The 17,319-nt window shown below is 41.1% G+C and carries 19 protein-coding genes and 2 riboswitches; of the genes, 6 read left to right on the top strand and 13 right to left on the bottom strand.

Going from position 1 to position 17,319, the window contains the following annotated elements; genetic code table 11:
• The first annotated feature begins 252 nt into the window (after nt 1-252).
• Together motA and motB are read left to right on the top strand one after the other, a co-directional pair.
• The gene (gene motA, locus NSU13_RS06525; RefSeq protein ID WP_024424680.1) at nt 253-1,047 is read left to right on the top strand and encodes a flagellar motor stator protein MotA; all 795 of its coding nucleotides are present in this window, start codon (nt 253-255) and stop codon (nt 1,045-1,047) included.
• Nucleotides 1,040-1,810 (top strand): flagellar motor protein MotB, encoded by a 771-nt coding sequence (motB, locus tag NSU13_RS06520; protein ID WP_034281540.1) that lies wholly within the window; start codon nt 1,040-1,042, stop codon nt 1,808-1,810. Before motA ends, motB begins: the two co-directional genes overlap by 8 nt.
• A gap of 193 nt (nt 1,811-2,003) precedes the next feature.
• Here motB and NSU13_RS06515 read toward each other — a convergent pair whose 3' ends face one another.
• The gene (locus NSU13_RS06515; RefSeq protein WP_034281539.1) at nt 2,004-2,459 is read right to left on the bottom strand and encodes a MarR family transcriptional regulator; all 456 of its coding nucleotides are present in this window, start codon (nt 2,457-2,459) and stop codon (nt 2,004-2,006) included.
• A 204-nt stretch (nt 2,460-2,663) separates the two neighbouring features.
• On the opposite strand from NSU13_RS06515, the gene NSU13_RS06510 reads away from it, so the two are divergent.
• Nucleotides 2,664-4,169 carry an ATP-binding protein gene (locus NSU13_RS06510; protein ID WP_065214294.1) on the top strand — a complete coding sequence of 502 codons (1,506 nt, stop codon included), beginning with the start codon at nt 2,664-2,666 and terminating at the stop codon, nt 4,167-4,169.
• A 46-nt stretch (nt 4,170-4,215) separates the two neighbouring features.
• On the opposite strand, the gene NSU13_RS06505 is transcribed toward NSU13_RS06510, so the two are convergent.
• From NSU13_RS06505 to NSU13_RS06480, 6 genes are all read right to left on the bottom strand, one after another.
• A complete protein-coding gene (locus NSU13_RS06505) occupies nt 4,216-4,458 on the bottom strand; it encodes an aspartyl-phosphate phosphatase Spo0E family protein (protein ID WP_024424676.1) in 243 nt (80 codons plus the stop codon).
• 300 nt (nt 4,459-4,758) lie between these two features.
• The gene (locus NSU13_RS06500) at nt 4,759-5,289 is read right to left on the bottom strand and encodes a cupin domain-containing protein (RefSeq protein ID WP_034281537.1); all 531 of its coding nucleotides are present in this window, start codon (nt 5,287-5,289) and stop codon (nt 4,759-4,761) included.
• Between the two features lie 16 nt (nt 5,290-5,305).
• Nucleotides 5,306-5,944 carry a methylthioribulose 1-phosphate dehydratase gene (locus NSU13_RS06495; RefSeq protein WP_342489948.1) on the bottom strand — a complete coding sequence of 213 codons (639 nt, stop codon included), beginning with the start codon at nt 5,942-5,944 and terminating at the stop codon, nt 5,306-5,308.
• On the bottom strand, nt 5,908-6,603 hold the full coding sequence (locus NSU13_RS06490) for a 2-hydroxy-3-keto-5-methylthiopentenyl-1-phosphate phosphatase (protein WP_065214292.1): 696 nt from the start codon (nt 6,601-6,603) through the stop codon (nt 5,908-5,910). The genes NSU13_RS06495 and NSU13_RS06490 overlap by 37 nt, the downstream gene beginning before the upstream one ends.
• The gene (mtnW, locus tag NSU13_RS06485) at nt 6,603-7,823 is read right to left on the bottom strand and encodes a 2,3-diketo-5-methylthiopentyl-1-phosphate enolase (RefSeq protein ID WP_342489947.1); all 1,221 of its coding nucleotides are present in this window, start codon (nt 7,821-7,823) and stop codon (nt 6,603-6,605) included. The genes NSU13_RS06490 and mtnW overlap by 1 nt, the downstream gene beginning before the upstream one ends.
• Nucleotides 7,824-7,925: 102 nt before the next feature.
• Nucleotides 7,926-8,027, bottom strand: a riboswitch (SAM riboswitch).
• Between the two features lie 44 nt (nt 8,028-8,071).
• Complete coding sequence (locus NSU13_RS06480) at nt 8,072-9,262, bottom strand: pyridoxal phosphate-dependent aminotransferase (protein WP_342489946.1); 1,191 nt, start codon at nt 9,260-9,262, stop codon at nt 8,072-8,074.
• Between the two features lie 163 nt (nt 9,263-9,425).
• Nucleotides 9,426-9,585: riboswitch (SAM riboswitch) on the top strand.
• A 79-nt stretch (nt 9,586-9,664) separates the two neighbouring features.
• Between NSU13_RS06480 and mtnK the strand changes: the two genes are divergently transcribed.
• Both mtnK and mtnA read left to right on the top strand, forming a co-directional pair.
• Nucleotides 9,665-10,858 carry an S-methyl-5-thioribose kinase gene (gene mtnK, locus NSU13_RS06475; protein ID WP_041116443.1) on the top strand — a complete coding sequence of 398 codons (1,194 nt, stop codon included), beginning with the start codon at nt 9,665-9,667 and terminating at the stop codon, nt 10,856-10,858.
• Between the two features lie 6 nt (nt 10,859-10,864).
• The gene (mtnA, locus tag NSU13_RS06470) at nt 10,865-11,926 is read left to right on the top strand and encodes an S-methyl-5-thioribose-1-phosphate isomerase (protein ID WP_041116442.1); all 1,062 of its coding nucleotides are present in this window, start codon (nt 10,865-10,867) and stop codon (nt 11,924-11,926) included.
• Between the two features lie 24 nt (nt 11,927-11,950).
• Here the strand turns inward: mtnA and NSU13_RS06465 are convergent, their stop codons facing one another.
• From NSU13_RS06465 to NSU13_RS06455, 3 genes are all read right to left on the bottom strand, one after another.
• Nucleotides 11,951-12,088, bottom strand: coding sequence for a hypothetical protein (locus tag NSU13_RS06465; RefSeq protein ID WP_165585032.1), 138 nt, complete (start codon nt 12,086-12,088; stop codon nt 11,951-11,953).
• A gap of 89 nt (nt 12,089-12,177) precedes the next feature.
• Entirely contained in the window at nt 12,178-12,669 is a 492-nt protein-coding gene (locus tag NSU13_RS06460) for a methylated-DNA--[protein]-cysteine S-methyltransferase (RefSeq protein ID WP_046310751.1), read from the bottom strand.
• 1 nt (nt 12,670) lies between these two features.
• Nucleotides 12,671-14,881, bottom strand: a complete 2,211-nt coding sequence (locus tag NSU13_RS06455; protein ID WP_034281528.1) for a PAS domain-containing sensor histidine kinase — start codon at nt 14,879-14,881, stop codon at nt 12,671-12,673.
• Nucleotides 14,882-15,174: 293 nt separating this feature from the next.
• Here NSU13_RS06455 and NSU13_RS06450 point away from each other — a divergent pair, with 293 nt between their 5' ends.
• Nucleotides 15,175-16,194 carry an acyltransferase family protein gene (locus NSU13_RS06450; RefSeq protein ID WP_041116436.1) on the top strand — a complete coding sequence of 340 codons (1,020 nt, stop codon included), beginning with the start codon at nt 15,175-15,177 and terminating at the stop codon, nt 16,192-16,194.
• A gap of 226 nt (nt 16,195-16,420) precedes the next feature.
• Here NSU13_RS06450 and NSU13_RS06445 read toward each other — a convergent pair whose 3' ends face one another.
• From NSU13_RS06445 to NSU13_RS06435, 3 genes are read right to left on the bottom strand one after another with little or no spacing between them, the layout of a single operon-like run.
• A complete protein-coding gene (locus NSU13_RS06445; protein WP_342489945.1) occupies nt 16,421-16,594 on the bottom strand; it encodes a hypothetical protein in 174 nt (57 codons plus the stop codon).
• Nucleotides 16,587-16,751 (bottom strand): hypothetical protein, encoded by a 165-nt coding sequence (locus NSU13_RS06440; RefSeq protein ID WP_087975542.1) that lies wholly within the window; start codon nt 16,749-16,751, stop codon nt 16,587-16,589. Before NSU13_RS06440 ends, NSU13_RS06445 begins: the two co-directional genes overlap by 8 nt.
• A 6-nt stretch (nt 16,752-16,757) precedes the next feature.
• Nucleotides 16,758-17,276 (bottom strand): YetF domain-containing protein, encoded by a 519-nt coding sequence (locus NSU13_RS06435; RefSeq protein WP_046310749.1) that lies wholly within the window; start codon nt 17,274-17,276, stop codon nt 16,758-16,760.
• Nucleotides 17,277-17,319 lie beyond the last annotated feature (43 nt).

Below are 17,319 nucleotides of genomic sequence, written 5' to 3'. Positions count from 1 at the left end.
GGAGCTACGATCTTGTTAAAATCATGTATGAAGAAAAATTAAAAGAGCTGCTTCATTTAGATGAACCCGCTCAAAACGATTAAATAGAGACTCCCTTTATATGAGAGGGAGTTTTCTTTTTACGCAGATAGAAAGCGCTTTCTTCAAAAATTCTTCACAGAAAGTGTCTTAATTTTATATTCTGACTAAAACCCTTCTGGAAAACACCGATATTAACTATAGAAAAAGATAGTTAAAGGATTTGGTGAGATAATGGACAAAACATCGTTAATTGGTATTATTTTAGCATTTATTGCACTAGGTGTCGGTATGGTTTTGAAAGGTGTGAGTCTAACTGCTCTTCTCAACCCGGCGGCTATATTAATCATCATTGTTGGAACGGTTGCAGCTGTTGTCATCGCATTCCCTTCTAGTGAAATTAAGAAAACACCAAAATTGTTCGGCAAAATTTTCAAAGACAGCCAGCTTCCAACGATTCAAGAAATGATCCCTCTATTTTCAAACTGGGCACAAATTGCGCGTCGTGAAGGTCTTTTGGCATTAGAAGCAAGTCTTGAGGAAGTCGATGATGATTTTCTAAAGAACGGGTTAAGCATGGCAGTTGACGGCCAAAGTGCTGAATTTATTCGAGACGTCTTAACAGAAGAAGTTGACGCCATGTCTGAACGACATCAGTCAGGTGCATTAATCTTTACACAAGCTGGTACATACGCTCCGACGCTAGGGGTACTTGGCGCCGTTGTCGGACTTATTGCCGCACTTGCCAACATGGGAGATATTGAAGCACTTGGACATGCGATCAGTGCTGCCTTTGTCGCCACACTGCTTGGGATTTTTACCGGATATGTGTTATGGCATCCATTTGCCAACAAGCTGAAGCGTAAATCAAAGGAAGAAGTAAAGCTTCGTCTGATTATGATCGAAGGTATTCTTTCTGTTCTTGAAGGTCAATCTCCAAAAGTCATTGAACAAAAACTTCTTATGTACTTACCAGCAAAAGAACGTGCAAATCTTGTCATTGAAGAAGGAGAAAATCAAAATGGCTAGGAAACGTAAAAACCATGATCATGAAGACCATGTAGATGAATCTTGGCTTATCCCTTATGCCGATCTACTAACGCTTCTTCTCGCCCTCTTCATTGTGCTCTTTGCATCTAGTTCAATTGATGCGGCAAAATATGAACAGATGGCTAAGTCTTTTAATGTAGTTTTTACTGGCGGTACTGGTGTTATGGATCAATCCAGCATGCAAAGCACGGAAGAAACTGAAAACAGCAACCAAGTCAAGAAAGCAGCCGAGGAAGAGAAAGATGAAGAAGCCAAAGCAAAGGCTAGGGACCAAGCGGTTCTCACAAAGGTCAAAAAGCAGGTCGATTCATTCATTGCAAATAAAAAACTTGGTTCAAAGCTCGAAACAAAGCTTACAGATGAAGGTCTTCTCATTACGATTGAGGACAGTATCTTCTTTGACTCTGGACGGGCAGTTATTCGCCCTCAGGATGTCCCGTTAGCAAAAGAAATCTCAAAACTGCTCGTCATTAATCCTGCTCGTGACATTGTCATTAGCGGACATACAGATAATGTACCGATCAGAAATTCAGAATTTGAATCAAACTGGTATTTAAGCGCCATTCGCGCTGTGAACTTTTTAAATATTCTTCTTGAAAACAGCAATCTAAACCAAGAGAACTTTAGTACAAAAGGATACGGCGAATTCAAACCGATTGCCTCAAACGATACAGCAGAAGGCAGAAGTAAAAACCGGCGTGTAGAAGTACTCATTTTACCGATTGAGAAAAAAGCGAAATAAAAAAAGAAGCCAGCGGCTTCTTTACAGATTGTTGACAAAGGGCTAAAATGATCTCTATTTTAGCCCTTTGTCTTCTTTTCAGCGTGATAGAATACCTTTGCAGTCTAGGAACGAGCACCGGCACGCAGGACTGACAACTGAATGCGAGGGATTGCTTGCGCGCTGAAAAGGAAGCCAGCGGCTTCCTTTTTATTTATTCTTGATGATCATATAAATGCTTTGCACGTAGCCCTACATGTTTGAGCATATCGATGCAGGCATCTTTCTCTTCTTCGCTGAGGACACTGATCATCTCATGAATTTCTTTCGCATGATCTGGGAAGATGTCATCAAGCAAAGCTCGTCCCTGCTTGGTAATATGCGCAAATGTCACCCTGCGGTCTTCTGCACAAGCCTTGCGGCTAAGGAGTTCTTTCTTCTCCAATTTATCAACCACATACGTGATGCTGCCACTTGCAAGTAAAATCTTATCACCGATTTGCTGAAGCGGCTGATCACCTTTATGATACAGCAATTCTAGCACAGCAAATTCAGTTGGATTTAGCCCGTGCTTCACAATATGTTTGTTCATGTGATGATTAATTGAGCGATAGGCACGTGATAATACAATAAATAGTTTCAATGATTTTTCAACATTATGATTTTCCATTTTTTATCATCCTTTATGAAATGCAACCCACTAATGTGACATTAATAAACAATAAGTAAAATGTCAACATTTTGATCCATCTTTAGCACGAAAATGAGACCAGAACGAATCACCTAATTTTTTAAAAATCACACAAGTCATCGTAATAAAGATAGGTTCAATGCTATAATAAGTCTATTAGGTAATACGTTGGAGCGATGAATGATGAGTATACTGAAAGGGTTTTGGAAGAAGATCAGGCTTTACCTTATTTTGGTCATGCTTCCAACCCTAATCATTAGTTATTTTATCTATGAAAAAGAAACTGAAAAAATCGATTTAAAGAACAAACAAACCGCTACACTTATGTTAAATATTCACAAAAATCAAATGAATTATTTAATAAGTGAAACAGAAGCGAGATTAACTTCCCTCGCCATGGGATTTGACCAGCCGCTTGAGACGAAAAAAGTACAAAACATCCTAGAGAAAATCTATAAACAAGAACCTCGTTTTTCAGGTCTGTATCTCCTAGACAAAAAAGGAAATGTAACAGCAAGCACCACCCCGTTAAAGGAAAAAATTAACCTATCATTCAGAGATTACTTTAAACGCATTCAAGTGACCAAGCAGACCGTGATCACAGACAACTATGTGAGCCGAATTACAAAACAGCGGATTCTCTCCATTTGTGTGCCTGTTCTCGATGAAAACGAAGAGGTCACCAATGTACTGATTGCCGCCATTCAAATTGATTATTTAAGAAATATTATGAATGTATTGAACCCTGATCTTCATTTTAAGATGCTGAATCAAAATGGACATGTCGTCTTTACAAGCGGTCCACAGCCAGTACCCGAGGGCGGCAGCACCGTGTCTACATATTTAGATGAAAACAGCTGGAAGCTGGAGGTCTTTCCGCAGCGTGCTTCAACAAGTGAAGTGCTGTCTGTGATGCTCATCCCTTTATCCAGTGCGTTTATATTATTAAATATTTTATTCACACTCGTCCAATATATCGTGTTAAGGCGGCAAACTCAGCAGGAGCGTCATCAAAATGAAGCGCAAAAGCTTGAATTGATCGGAACACTCGCAGCAAGTACAGCACACGAAATTCGCAACCCATTAACAGGGATTAGCGGATTTATCCAGCTATTGCAAAAGAAGTATCATTCAGAAGAAGATCAGCTCTATTTTTCTGTCATCGAGGAAGAAATTAAACGGATCAACCAAATCGTCAGTGAATTTCTTGTATTAGGAAAACCAACGGCAGAAAAATGGCAGAATAACTCTGTAAAAGAAATTGTAAGTGAGATCATGCCGATCGTTTTCTCTGAGGCAAATCTTTATAATGTCGAAGTGGATTTGCAAATCAATACGATTCAAGATGTCGGCGTGTATTGCACAAAGGATCATATTAAACAAGTTGTTTTAAATGTAGCAAAGAACTCTTTAGAAGCGATGCCAAACGGCGGTCATTTGAAGATTGTGATCGAAGCTGAAAAAGAACATGTCATCATTAAAGTAGAGGATACAGGTGAAGGCATAACAGAAGAGATGTTAAAGCACATCTTCCTCCCCTTTATTACATCGAAGGAAAAAGGCACAGGTCTTGGGCTTGTCGTGTGTAAACGAATCATTTCGATGTATGGCGGAACAATTGATATTCATAGCGAAGTGAATAAAGGAACGACTGTCATGATCATGCTTCCTTCTGCTCACTCAGCATAACTGAAGATGTCAGCCGGTTTTGCTTATGCAAGACCGGTTTTTCATGTCAATAAGAGGGGCGGTTCACAGATAAAAGACTCATTTGAGACACAAGATCATGAAAGGAGGGGGCAGATTGTTTCTCATGAAAAAGAAGATGCTGATACTCATTCATCAGGTTGTCCAGTTCTTGACTATATTTAATTGTCTTCTCACCAGTGTAACCTTCCACTTGAGCAGCTTCTACCATTTGTTTTCTCTTCTCATCAATGGACATCAGCAATTGTTCTTTCCTTACGTAAATATTCATGATCTCAGCTCCCGCAATGATTTCGACTGTCTATGCTCAAAATGATCCGACACCAAAATTATACTTTATTTGTAAATTAAATTAAATATGCTTATTTTATTTAATTTTTTACAGCCTAAAGACCTTTTACCCAATCAAATTTGGGGGTAAACTTCAAATTTGGACAGGACTGACACATTGATTAAACAGAATTTTATCCTATGCAGAAGATCAAAATCAACTATTTTCTTTCTCATTTTATGTCTAATTTCCTAAAAAAAAGCTGATCTTCCGCCTCATGCGGAATGATCAGCTCTATCATTAAACCGTTTCTTCCTCATAAATTGGCACCCAGCCCTCAGTTGTGACAAATATGCGAACTGCGACCACTTTGCGATCCTCTTGAAGTGTAAAGTAATGACGAATGTTTGGCGGAACAGAAATTAAATCACCTGGATTCAATCTCACATCAAAAAAGACGCCATCCTTGCCTTGAATAGCAAAGATTCCGTGCCCGCTCACAATAAAGCGTACTTCGTCATCTGTATGGTGATGCTCACGTTTAAAGTTTTGGAGCAGCTCATCAAGATTTGGCGTGGCATCAGATAATGAAATGACATCCTGCGCTTTGTACCCTCTTTTTTCAGAAATACTTTGGATTTCCTTTTGGAAAACAGTCAAAATCTCTTCCTTTTCCTCATCGGTTAAATCATACTTTTCTGATAAACGGTTTGGCAGCTTTTCAATATCCCAATGCTCATAAATGACCCCTTGGTTTTCCAAATATGATGCTACCTCTTGCTCGCTTTCAAGTAATGTGTTCTCTTCATTATGAATCAAAATCGTCGCCATGTGTTTTTCCTCCTTTTTATCTTACAAGCCGCTGTTGATAAAGCGCTAATTTTAAGTGATAGCTAAATAAAAATTCATATGCTTCTAATACTCGTTTTGCTTCAAAGGCTGTTTTTCCCCAGACCGTGATGCCATGATTGCGAATGAGTACAGCACCAGATGACGCCTCTAGTGTCAGATGCTTTTCAAATTGCTCTGCAAGCTGCGGAATATGAGCTGGATTTTCAATAATCGGAATCGACACTTCTGCATCCTCTTCCCAATAACCAAGCGCTTTGATGATTTCGTTGCCTTTAAAACGAATCTCTCCCTTATCCCCATACAGCTCTGACATCACATTATTATCGATTGTATGGACATGGAGGCAGCAGCCTGCTTTCGTCCGTTCATATACGTACGTGTGAAGCAGTGTTTCAGCTGATGGTCTAAGCGGCTCGTTCGGATCATGGGGCTGGCCTGCCGCATTTACTAGCACAAAATCTTCGTTTGTTTCTTTTCGTTTATCTTTGCCGCTTGCCGTCACCAAAAACGTGATTGGATCATCCGACACCTTGATCGATAAATTACCGCTTGTTCCGAAAAACCAATCTCTTTGAGCCAGTTCACGTTTAACGTCTGCTAGCTCCTGCCAGCGTTTGCTCTTTGCGTCTGCCATTCCTTCACTTCCTTTACTTGAACAAATTGCGCTTGTAGATCAATAAATGTGTCATATTCCTTGTGTACGAGCCCGAGCTCTTGACATTCATTGAGCAAGTAGTCGCGCGCAAACGTAATATCCGCATGCTTCGCCGCCTCCACATCAGTCACTGAATCTCCGATCATGATGATGAAGTCATCCTCATGAGCCAGCTTTCGAATGATTGAGGGCTTGCAGCATCCGCAGCCATTTTGACATTGCGTATCGCAGGCATGCGGCCATTCAATCTGAATATGGCCTTCCACAAATGATGCATGGTTGCAATAAATATCGTCTCGATCGACAATGCCTTCGAGGATGGGGTAGACAAAAAAGTCCATCCCCCCGCTAAGTACATAGAAAGGAATATCTGATTTTTTTACCTCATCGACAAATTGCTTAAATCCTTCTCGAATCTCTGTATCCTCTAAAATAAATGATTGAATGGCATCCTTCTGATCACTTTTCAGTAATTGAAACATCTGCCCGACGCCTTCTTGAATGGTGATTTCCTTTGACAGGACACCATCCTTCAGCTTCGTCCATTCACTTGGTGCAAACTGTTTCATGATGCGGATGATATTATCATTTTTTGTAATTGTTCCATCAAAATCACAGCATACAATTGGTTTTTTCATTATTCTGCTACCCTTCCCCAAAGATCAAGTGCGGCTTTTAAGTCTTGGCAGGAAGCCGCCTTATCTTGGATGGACTCTTCATGTATCACGGCATCAATGATCGAACGAAATGCCTTCCCTCCGCCAATGGCTCCCCGCGGATGTCCGTGAATGCCTCCACCTGCATTTATCACATGATCAATTCCAAAATCTTTGATCAATACTGGTACCATTCCTGGATGAATGCCTGCTGACGGGACAGGGAATGTTTTTTGAACCGTATCCTCTTTTACGCAAGCTTCATAGATTCCAAAGGCATCTTTTTTCGGAAGTGCAACCGATCCATAAGGTGAGGGAAAGAGGCTCAAATCAGCGCCAGTATATCGATTTAATTTGCCTAAAAGAAGAGAATGCGAGAATCCATATTCAGGAGAGGATGTCAAAGCACCACTCACAGCGGGATGCGCCATAATCGGCAGTGGAATGTCTGGGTCCTCAGCTAGGCTTTGCATGACATCAAGGCCGTATGCAAAGACATTGAATAAGAGCGCATCTGCCCCAAGTTCAGCGGCCTTTCTCGCTCGATCCTTCAGGTCAAAGGTTCTGCCCGTTAAATTGACAACATACAGTGTGCGGTGTCCTGTTTCTTCATAGGTTTCTTTTAAAATCGCTTTTCCTTCTTTGATTCGCTCTTCAAAAGGGGCTAATGGACTTTCGAATAAAATTTCATCGTCTTTGATGAAGTCAACCCCGCCTAATGCCTGTAAACGGAGCTGCTCTTTTAAATCCTGCATATCACGGCCGATAACGCCTTTAAAAATACTCATCAATAATGGACGATCAAACACATTTACCTTTTTTCGTATGCCATCAATTCCAAATACAGGTCCTGGCAGGCTTTTTTTAAATTCTTCAGAAAATTGGATATCGACTAGCTTCACTTTTCCGTCTAGTGAAAGCTTTCCAAAAATCGTCGTAAAAACAGCTGGTAAATCAGCTGAAAAGTTTGCCTCAGGATAAGCAATGGTCACCTCTGATTGATAAAGGCCATTTTCGGCTGGAACAGCCTTTTCTAATACTTTTTCAACTCGGCCTTTATGCTTTTGAAGCTGCTCCTTTTTGAGCTGCGGCAAATCCGTCCATGATCCAACTGTTAAACCAAGCGCGATCTGCTCTGCTTTTCGATTTATTTGTTCATCCTCTCGATGTGTTAATACGTATGTTGCCAGTAATTCACTCACTAGGAATCCCCTTTCGATTGCGTCATGCATATGTTCAATAAAAAAACCTCTTCAAGTGCTTCATGAGCGCCTTAAAGAGGTTGTTTCGTGTCATTCATCCGAATCTTATCTCTCAGCGCTTGCTGCAAGAATTAGCACCGTGCTTCATGGAAGTCGGTTGCCGGGCTTCATTGGGCTAGTCCCTCTGCCTACTCTTGATAAGAATATTCAATTTTCTTAAATATTGCCTGAATTATCGCACCATTTTTTTATGTTGTCAATGGCTTTTTTTCAAACAGCTTCAAAGCAGCGATGCGCTGAGCGGCTTCTTGTAACCGCTCCTCACTTGTTAGAAGCCCTACTCTCACGTACCCTTCACCGTGAGCACCAAAGCCATTACCTGGCGCAACAACAACATGTGCCTTCTCTAATAATAAGTCAGAAAAGGCTTCAGATGTATATCCTTCCGGCACCTTTAACCAAGCAAAAAATGAACCCTTTGGTGCACTGACTTCCCAGCCAATTTCTTTGCAGGCAGCCATCCACACATTCCGCCTTTTCTCATATCGATCATTTTGCACCTGCACGCACGTTTGATCGCTTAATAGCGCTTCCGCTGCTGCATCTTGAGTGGCTTTAAACAGCGAGACAAACAGATGATCCTGATAAAGCTCAATCGCTTCAATAACAGACGAATTTCCTGCTGCAAATCCTACTCTCCACCCTGCCATATTGTACGTTTTAGATAATGTGTAAGTTTCTATTCCCGTCTCTTTCGCTCCCTCTACTTGCAGAAAGCTGAGCGGCTTTTCTCCATCAAATCCAATGCCGCCATATGCAAAATCATGGACTACACATAGCTCGTGATCTTTCGCAAACGTAACGGTTTCTTCAAAAAATGCACGGCTTGCCGTAGCCCCCGTCGGATTGTTGGGGTAATTTAAATACATTAATTTTGCCTTTTTCTTATCATCTTCAGGCAGCAAATCGTAGTCAGGTAAAAAATCATTTTTTTCAAGAAGTGGCATGGTTACCATATGCGCTCCAGCAAGCACAGCGCCTGACCAATAATCAGGATAACCAGGATCAGGGACAAGAAGCGTATCACCCGAATTCAGCAGACATTGCGGCAGCTCAACAAGCCCTGCTTTCCCGCCAAATAAAATCGCAATTTCCGTTTTTGGATCAAGTGTGACGCCATATTCTCTTTCATAAAAAGCGGCAGCAGCCTTTTTTAATTTCGCTGTTCCACGGAATGAGGAGTATTGATGATTTTCAGGTTTTGCTACCGCTTCCTGCATGGCTTTTACAATGTGCGGAGGAGTTGGCTGATCAGGATTTCCCTGCCCCAAATTAATGATATCTGCCCCTTCCCGCACTTTTTTCTGCACCTTTTGGACAAGGGACGCAAAAAATTGTTTCGGTAATTGTTTCAACACATCTGATTGCTGGAATTCCATTTCTTCACCTTCTATTCAAGTTACGTGACAATACAATCACTGTAATGGATTGTTTTATGAATTGTAAAGCAATTTTGAAAAAAGATTGACATGTAAAGCGCAGCTCTGATAATATCTTGAATTAAGAAATGCAATCAGACACGAAACAATTACATATTGATTTCTCTTATCGAGAGTTGGGCGAGGGATTTGGCCTTTTGACCCCAACAGCAACCGACCGTTAATACCACTGTGAAGTGGGGCGCAGCAAGTAACGCGCCAAGACAATTGTCTTATAGGGCACGGTGCTAATTCCATCAGACGTATGTGCTGAGAGATAAGAGAGGCTTTGAGCATACACACCATCAAGCCTCTTTCTCTCAGGAGAAAGAGGCTTTTTTATATGATTTGGAGGGGAAGCAATTGGTTACACTTACGGCATCATATGAAGAACTAACAGAAAGCTCGGCAGTTGCACTCGCAATTAGACTTGGCTTGATCCAAGAAAGCAGTCATTTGACATGTACTGAAATTGGGGACGGGAATTTAAATTACGTCTTTCATATTTATGATCACAAACAAGAAAAAGGATTGATCATCAAGCAGGCGCTGCCTTATGCAAAGGTGGTAGGGGAGAGCTGGCCGCTTACATTAGACCGGGCAAGAATTGAAAGTGCCGCCCTGATCAAGCAGTCAGAATATGCGCCTCACCTTGTACCAGCAGTCTATTATTCAGATACAGCTCTTGCAGTGACAGCCATGGAGGATCTCTCCCACTTAGAAATCGTCAGAAAAGGGCTAATTGCCGGAAAACAATATCCGCATTTATCTGATCATGTTGGAGAATTTTTAGGAAAAACACTTTTTTACACATCTGACTTTGCTACAAATCCTAAAATCAAAAAACAATTTGTGAAGCAATTTACGAACCCTGACCTGTGTGATATCACAGAAAAACTCGTCTTCACAGACCCTTTCTTCGATAGTGAAACAAATGACTTCGAAGAAGAATTAAGAGAATCAGCAGAAGCGCTTTGGGCAGATCTTGAAGTGCAAGCTAGGGCAGCAGAATTAAAGCGTATCTTCCTGACATCAGCTGAAACATTGGTTCATGGAGATCTTCATACAGGCAGTATTTTTGCAAATGAAACTGAAACGAAAATCATTGATCCAGAATTCGCGTTTTACGGTCCCTTCGGATTCGATATCGGCCACTTTATCGCCAATCTGTTCCTGAATGCTTTATCTCGCGAGAATGAACACGAGCAGCAGCACCTTTTTAACCATGTCGTCAATGTATGGGCAACCTTCAAAGAAGTGTTCACAAAAGCTTGGAAAGAGGACAGCATTGAAGCGTTTAGTGTATCGGACAGCTTTTTAGAAACAACGTTTGACCGGATTTTAAAAGAAGCAACAGGCTTTGCCGGCTGTGAGCTTGTCCGCCGAACAATTGGTCTTGCTCATGCCGCTGACCTTGATGCAATTCCATCACCAACTAGACGGATTCAGCAGAAAAAAGCAGCACTGACACTTGGAAAAACATTTATCAAACAATATCATGCAGTGGAAACAGCGTCTGACCTCGTCGCATTATTCCAGCCATCTGTAAAGGAGTGACGGGTTTTGTCAAAAGAATTTGAAGTCCCCCGTTCTGTCGAATGGGAAGAAAACCGTATTAACATTTTAAATCAGCAAAAATTACCAACCGAAACCGTATTTGAGCATTTATATACGAAAGAAGATGTGTATGATGCGATTGTGTCATTAAAAGTACGCGGAGCGCCTGCGATTGGCATTACAGCAGCTTTTGGGCTGGCGCTTAGTGCACAAGCAATTGAAACAGAAGAATTGGATGTTTTTAAACAAGAAGTCATTCGAATCAAAGAATATTTAAACAGTGCTCGTCCAACCGCTGTGAACCTCGCCTGGGCATTAGACCGGCTGCTGCAGCGCATTCAGCGTGCAGCATCAGTGAATGCAGCCAAAACAGACCTTGTGCATGAAGCCATTCAAATTCAAATAGAAGATGAAGAAACATGCAGACAAATCGGTCAAAATGCACTTCAGCTCTTTAAATCAGGTGACCGTATCATGACCATTTGTAATGCAGGCTCCATCGCAACGAGCCGGTATGGAACAGCCCTTGCTCCCTTTTATTTAGCCAAAAAGAAAAATCTTGATCTTCACATTTATGCATGTGAAACACGCCCTGTTCTTCAAGGCGCTCGTCTGACAACATGGGAGCTCATGCAAGGCGGCGTGGATGTGACGCTCATTACAGATAACATGGCAGCCCATACGATGAAGGAAAAGCAAATTTCTGCTGTCATTGTTGGAGCTGACCGTATCGCCCGTAATGGAGATACAGCGAATAAGATTGGAACGTTAGGTCTTGCCGTTCTAGCCAAGCATTTTAACATTCCGTTTTTTGTAGCAGCACCGCTTTCAACCTTTGATGTATCCACCCGCGACGGGTCAGATATTCCAATTGAAGAGCGCGACCCGCTGGAAGTAAAGGAATTAAACGGCGTCCCCATTGCACCGCCTGATGTTCAGGTATTCAATCCCGCCTTTGATGTCACTCCTCATCATCTTATTTCAGGCATCATTACAGAAAAGGGAATTATCACATCGAACTATGCAGAAGAGATTGATGCTCTTTTCGCCGAAAGCATCTCCCAGTGATCGCAAAAAAGCGCCGTGTTCTTGTCATTTAAGAGCACCGCGCTTTTTTGGTTCTTGATTCGTTTTTGTTAAGATTTCTTTTTTTTGTTCTTCTGTCAAAACGTTCATTTTGACACATAGTGACGTCACGGCATACATTTTGCCTTTTTTGCCCCAAAACATGCCAGCGCCCTCCTTTTTCCCTCAACCAACTTTTTTAGCTTAATAAAAGGATATGTCGCTTGACAAACATTCGGAACAGGTCAATCGATTTATTTTTGAACAAATGGGATGCCTTCTAATTCAAGGAGGACCGCTTTCATGTCTGTTTTCGATCCTGCATAGCCCGTCAGAGTCCGGTCTTTTCCAATCACCCTGTGACACGGGATAAAAATAGGTAATGCATTTCGTCTGTTAGCTTGTCCGATGGCTCTTACAGCCTTTGGATTGCCAATCGCTTCTGCAATGTCTGCATAGCTTTTTGATTCACCATATGGAATGGCCGACAATGCTTCCCACACCTGCTCTTGGAACGGAGAACCAGTTTGCTTGAGCGGGAGATCGAATACTTGCCGCTCACCTTTGAAATATTCATCTAGCTGCTTTTTCGCTTCTTGTAAGACAGGCGTATCTGCTTGCTTTAGATTCGCTGCCTGCTTTTTTGCTAAAAACGGTTCATCATCAAACATCACCTCGATGATGGCACCGTCCTTTTCTAGTATGTATAATTCCCCGATGGGTGCGTGATAGACGGTATAATACACGTTACTGCTCTCCTTCTTGTTTCTGCTGCCTAAGTGGCAGCGTGAGATGGAAGACGGTTCCTACGCCTTCCTCACTTTCTACCTCAATGGTTCCTTGATGCTCTTCAATAATTTTATAACTAACCATTAAGCCAAGTCCAGTTCCTCTTTCTTTCGTTGTATAAAAAGGCTCGCCTAGACGCTTTAGCTTATCCTCTGCCATTCCGCAGCCTTCATCACGCAGTGAAATGACAATATGCTCCTCGCCCTTCCGCTGAATGCTCACATAGACATTTCCTTTGCGCGGCATGACTTCAATTGCATTTTTTAAAATGTTAATAAAGACCTGCTTTAATTGGTTTTGTTCACAATAAATGAGCGGAATCTCATCCAGCACATTGAGATGCATTTGAACATTGCCAAGATTCGCCTGTGCGTGCAGAAGATCCATCGTGTCTTTCACAATTTGCACCACATTTTTTTCTTCATATACAATGGCTTGCGGTTTCGCTAAAATCAAAAATTCGGTGATGATGGATTCAATCCTTTTCAGCTCTGATGTGATGACATTAAAATAGAGCGAATATTCCCCTTCTATATTTCCTTTTAACAGCTGAATGAAGCCTTTTAATGCTGTCATCGGGTTTCTAATTTCATGAGCAATTCCAGCGGCAAGCTCTCCGACCACATGAAGGGTATCTGATTTTCTCACCCGCTCTTCTAATTCCTTCCGCTCTGTCACATCTCTAAAGATCGCCAAATTCATATTATGGATAATGTTGCGTTTAAAAGAGAATTCCAGGATACGCTGATCTGGATGGTTCAGTACAAACGGAACCTCATTATCCATTTCATCTAATGACATCGCCTCGGCGGGCTGAGCCAAATTTTCTATTTGATAAGGAGCAAGGATGTGGAAAAGATTCATTTCTGTTAAATGATCGTCCTTCAATTGAAGCAGCTCGCTGGCAGATGGATTGACTTCAATGATTCGGTATTGATTATCAAAAAGAACAATGCCGTCCATTGAGCCATTAAAGACTTTACGGAATTTGAGCTCACTTTCGCGCAGCTCCTGCTCCATTCTTTTTCGATCACTTACATTACGTAAAATGGTTAAGTGCTGTCCTTCTAATACCGCATGCTTTGAAGTAAACTCAAGCTCTTTATACTGTCCATTAGCCATTTTGAACAACAGCTCTTCCCTTATTTCATCATTCCGGATATAGCGTCTTCTTGTTGGTCTATATCTCTTATCAGATTTGACGAGAAAGTCGGTGAGTTTTTTGCCAATCAGCGAGTGCATCGGTAATTCAAAAATTCGGCAGGCTGATTCATTGGCTTTCACAATCTCTCCATCGTCCGCCCATATGATGATGGCATCCATTGCATTTTCAAAAATTTCTCTAAAGCGTTCTTCACTTTTTAACAGCTTCTCTTCCATCAGTCTTTTTTCTGTAATATCCCGCATGATGGACATATAAAAACCACTCATCACATTTGATGTAATGGTGAGTTCAAATAATTTTTGCTGGCCAGATTGAAGGGTAACAGGAAGCTCCCCTTTTGCTTTCCCTGTTTCTTTAAGTGACGTTAAAAGATGCTGCAAGGCGGGAAGATTTTCTTCTTCGACAAATTCATGTAAATAGCGATCGGTTAAATCAGTCTTTTGCAGCTCAAAGCTCTGACAAAAAGAATGATTCGCATCAATCATGCAGCCATCCTGATCAAAAATGACCATCCCGTCAATGGCTCGGTCAAACAAATCTTTGAACAGCTGCTCATTCATGGAGCGTTCTCGTTCTAATATTTTCTTTGAAGAAATATCTCGCATGACCACAATATATTGCTGACTCATGGTATCGTGCTCTGCGACAAATTCAATGTATTTTGTCTCACCATTTTCCAGCTGAATGGAGATCTCTCTTTTTAACGTACCTTTTCGAAAAAATAGATCGAGTGAACATTCAATTTTATCTTTCGGGATGCCGTATAGGAAATCTAGAACGGATTTATTGAGGAGGTCTTCTTTCGGTGTCTGGACAAGCCTGCATGTTGCTTCGTTGGCTTGGATGATGTTGAGGTGCTGATCAAATATAAAAATGGCATCTAGCGTCTTATTTAATAGCATTTTTTGTTGCATTAACTCAGTTCGCAAATATTCGTTCTCTTTTTCTAATTTTCTGATATCTCCCGCAGGGGTTAACCTATTGCCATCGAGCGTTTCAGTCATTCTCTTACACTCCTTTTCCAGCCTCATTCCTCTACAATATTTCTACAATATTTTCATTGTTCCTTCATTCGACTCATAAAAAAAGATAACTTTTTACACGAAGACTGTCTCATTTATTTCATTTGGATGACAGGATTGTATAACGGTTCACTTTTCTTACGCTTCTTTTACAACCATTCTACAATTTCACATCAAATAGCGAATTGAGCGAAAATGTATTTTAGAATGAGGCAAATAAGGGAACAGTGCACTTAGAATATTTATGTTTGAAATCGAGCAGGAAAGGTGATGTTATGGCATCTTCACGAGATAGTTATTTTGATAATGCGAAATTCCTTCTGATTTTTCTAGTTGTTTTTGGTCATTTGTTACGATCATTCATTCATGATAATGACTGGATGCTCTATTTATACAAGTTTATTTATACCTTTCACATGCCCGCCTTTATTTTAGTTTCTGGCTTTTTTGCAAAAGGGTTTAGAAAACCGGGCTTTATGAAAAAAGTCGCCGTTAAGCTGATCATCCCATATTTAATCTTTCAGGTGATCTATTCGGTTTACTATTATCTCTTGCAGGATCAAAGCATGGCCAATTTAAATCCAATTGATCCACAATGGTCCTTATGGTTTTTAATTAGTTTATTCTTTTGGAATTTGCTGCTCATTCCTTTTTCAAAACTGCCGTTTCACTGGGCGATGATCGTCAGTTTATCGATTGCTTTACTCGTCGGTTATGTGGACAGCATCAGCGATACACTCAGCTTATCACGTACGTTTGTCTTTTTGCCTATGTTTTTAGCTGGATTCTATTTAAAAAAGCAGCATTTTGAATTCATCCGTACAAGCAAAGGAAAGCTGGCAGCACTTTTTGTATTAATGGCTGTGTTCCTGTTTTGCTACTTCTATGAATTTGATTATTCCTTCTTATTTGGCTCAAAGTCGTATGCTTCTCTTGGGGATGAAGGAATGATTGCGGCGATGAAACGAATGGCATGGTATTTGCTTGCATTTGGCGCTACTTTCAGCTTCTTTGCATTAGTTCCAACACGCCGTTTCTTCTTTACAAAATGGGGAACAAGAACGTTATATGTTTATTTATTACACGGCTTTGTGATCAAGCTGCTAAGAACCACTTGGTTTGATGACTGGGCGCTAAATGCAGCAAGTGTACTCATTTTATTGCTGCTGACCATTCTGTTAACCTTTACCCTGTCTAGCACTTTTGTCAAAACCGTTGCACAGCCAGTGATCGAGCTCAAAATGACCAATCTCATGCGAACGATCACCGGCAGGCAAGGCAGTTATATCAAATAAAAAACGATCCTTCATGGATCGTTTCAGATTGTTGACAAAGGGCTAAAATGATCTTTATTTTAGCCCTTTGTCTTCATTTCAGCGTGATAGAAAACCATTGCAGTCTAGGAAGGGCGAGTACCGGAGCGGAGCGAATTTGACATTCGTGAGCACCGGAGCGCAGAACTGCGGGCGAATGCGAGGGTTTGTCTACACGCTGAAAACGATCCTTCATGGATCGTTTTTTCTATTTCTTATTCTGCTGACATGCATCATCTTTCTTTGGCTTTACCAACGTATCAATCCATTTGCTGCTGTTAATATCTCCAAGCTCACTGCCAAATTCCTCTTCTAAAATATCTGGGTCCATTGGCTTTTTATGGTCCTTCATCTCTTTGCTCTTCGTATGCTTCTTAGTCACGAGATGCTCCCCCTTGTTTCCCTTTATGAGAATTTCGGTTTGCCTGACGATCTCTTGATTGTTCGTCAAATTGAGTTTGTCCTTGATCATGTGCCATACTTTCTGTCGGCGTCATATTATTTGTTAGTGCTTCATTTTTCGCTGCTTTTCTTTTCATCTGAATTCAGTCCTTTTTTGACAGGTTTAGTTCTTCTCTTAATTGGTCAAGGAGTTCTTTCATTTGCTTGACCGTCACTGGCTTTTCCTCAGGTTTTAACTCATAGCCAATTTGCCCATTGGCTTCTAGCGTGGCTTTTTTGAGACAGCTGATGTCAGTGATGCCTTGCTGCTTTAAACGCATTTTAAATTCGTCCCTTGTGAGCCTTGTTTTCTTCAGCTTATGATCAAGCATTTGGCCATCCTGTAAAATCACGACCGATTTGCCTGAAAGCAATTTTTCAAAAAAATCCGATTGAATTGACAGCTTTTCCATAATGACAAGTGCCACAATAAAGATGGTAGCTGCATAAATGGTTTCAAGTAAATTATGCTCAATAAAGGGTTGGATAATAATCGATCCGATTGAAATCATGATGACTGTTTGTTGTACAGTTAATTGACTAATCGATTTAGGCCCTGCTATTCTCAGCAGCAAGGTACCAACTAGCAGCATGACAATTGCTTTCCATAACACATCCAGCACGTCTCGTTCACCTCTTACCTATAGATTGCGAACATCCCATGTG

Source organism: Bacillus sp. FSL M8-0049, assembly GCF_038593355.1.
Lineage (GTDB): Bacteria > Bacillota > Bacilli > Bacillales > Bacillaceae > Bacillus > Bacillus safensis.
This window is presented reverse-complemented; position numbering and strand designations above follow the sequence as displayed.